1 protein-coding gene is annotated in these 1,888 nt (G+C 65.6%); it reads right to left on the minus strand.

The annotated features are described in order from the left end of the window. Positions 1-81: 81 nt before the first annotated feature. Positions 82-1,461 (minus strand): group II intron reverse transcriptase/maturase, encoded by a 1,380-nt coding sequence (gene ltrA, locus AC0L2Y_RS34380; RefSeq protein WP_473562306.1) that lies wholly within the window; start codon positions 1,459-1,461, stop codon positions 82-84. Between the last annotated feature and the right edge of the window lie 427 nt (positions 1,462-1,888).

Genomic DNA, 1,888 nt, shown 5'->3' on the forward strand with positions numbered 1-1,888 from the left:
AATCGGGATAGGGGGGAGCTTCGCAGTTCCTCCCCTCCCACACCACCCTGCGTACGGGTCCGTACAGGGCGGTTCGGCTGGTTATGCGGCCTTGGCAGGGGCGAGGACAGCGAGGCCGATGCTTGCGAGGAAAGCGTTCGGCAAGGCAATGGCGAGCGCTGGGCTGTTGCTGATGCGCCAGGGACCATGGGCGCTGCCGGCGGTTTGTGCCGCCAGATCGTACCCGACGCCCCGGCGACGCAGCTCCGCAAAGCGGGTGCGCCCGCGCGTCCACTGTTTCCATGCGATGGATCGGAATCTCCGCCTGATCCACTTGTCGAGGCTGCGCAACACCGACGGGGTTTCGCAAAAGCTGAAGTAGCCGCGCCATCCCAAGAGATAGAGCGACAGCTCCTTGGCTATTTGCGCGAGGCTGGCGCCCCGCGTCCGCATCGTCAGCACCCGCACGCGCTCCTTGAACCGGACCACAGCCTGCGGCGCGATCCGACGTCTTGGCGTCTTCTCGTCCGTGAAGCTGAAGCCGAGGAACTTGCGCCGGTGCGGCGGGGCGACCGCGCTCTTGTGCATGTTGACCTTCAGCTTCAGACGCCTGACCAGGAAGCGTTCGACGCTTGCCATCACCCGTTCACCCGCCCGCACGCTGCGCACATAGATGTTGCAGTCGTCGGCGTAGCGCACGAAGCAATGCTTGCGTCGCTCCAGTTCCTTGTCGAGTTCGTCCAGCATCAGGTTCGACAGCAGCGGCGAGAGCGGGCCGCCTTGCGGCGTTCCCTCGTCGATCGGGCCGACCAGTCCGCCTTCGAGCACACCCGAGGTCAGGAAGCCCCGGATCAGCCGAAGGAGGCGCGGATCGGACACCCGCTTGGCCACCAGCCCCATCAGGATGTCGTGGTTGACCCGGTCGAAGAACTTCTCCAGATCGATGTCCACCACAATGCGGTGGCCCGATGCAATGAACGCCTGCGCCGCGGCAACCGCCTGATGGGCCGAGCGTGCGGGTCGGAACCCGTAGCTCGACGCGCTGAACCCCTCGTCCCATGCCTCCTGCAGCACCTGCATAACCGCCTGCTGGATGAAGCGGTCGAGCACCGTTGGAATGCCGAGCGGACGGGTGCCGCCGGACGCCTTGGGGATTTCGACGCGCCGCACCGGCTGCGGCTTGTAGGAGCCTTTGAGCAGTTGGATGCGAAGTTCGGGCCAGTGGTCTCTCAGGTGCAGCACCAAGGCCTCGACATTCATGCCGTCGACCCCCGGCGCCCCTTTGTTGCGCCGGACCTGCGCCAGCGCCTTCCTCAGATTGTCGCGATCGACAATCGCTTCCATGCACGGTCCGGCCATAGCCGCCGGGCTTTCGGGAACGGCGTTCGCCGTGTTGGCTTCGGTCCCTGCCCCGAGGCGGGCGCGGGCTTCACCCCCTCCGGTCCCGGGAAAGGCCAGCTCAAGCTGGGTTTTCCGCCGCATGGCCAATGCGAGAGCTCCGTCCTACTCGTCCTTCCAACCGTTCGGGCCTTCACTGCCGAGCGAGCCCGACAGCTACTATGCCCTCTGCTGACTTCTGCACCGCGATCAGCGCGCCTCACGGCGGGCTCAGTCCGGAATTCCGGACACGGCGCAGATCTCCCGAGGTAAGATCGACCGCCTTCCCCGCACACCCGCCGAATTTACCACCCCGGCCCTTGATGACCATGGACTTCGCGGTCAGTTGCCCGCTCGTCCGGCCGGGTAGGCCTCGTATCCGGTTCTTGTCCATCGGGTCGCGGGTTTGCTCCACGCTTCCTTCGGACCCCGCCTCGCGACGACGCCCTTGCGCTTCGCTAACCCTTCGCCGTCATCAGGCTGGGTAGAGGACTTGCACCTCCAAGCTGTCGATCATGCTCGGCACACAACA

Source organism: Mesorhizobium sp. WSM4830, assembly GCF_055811495.1.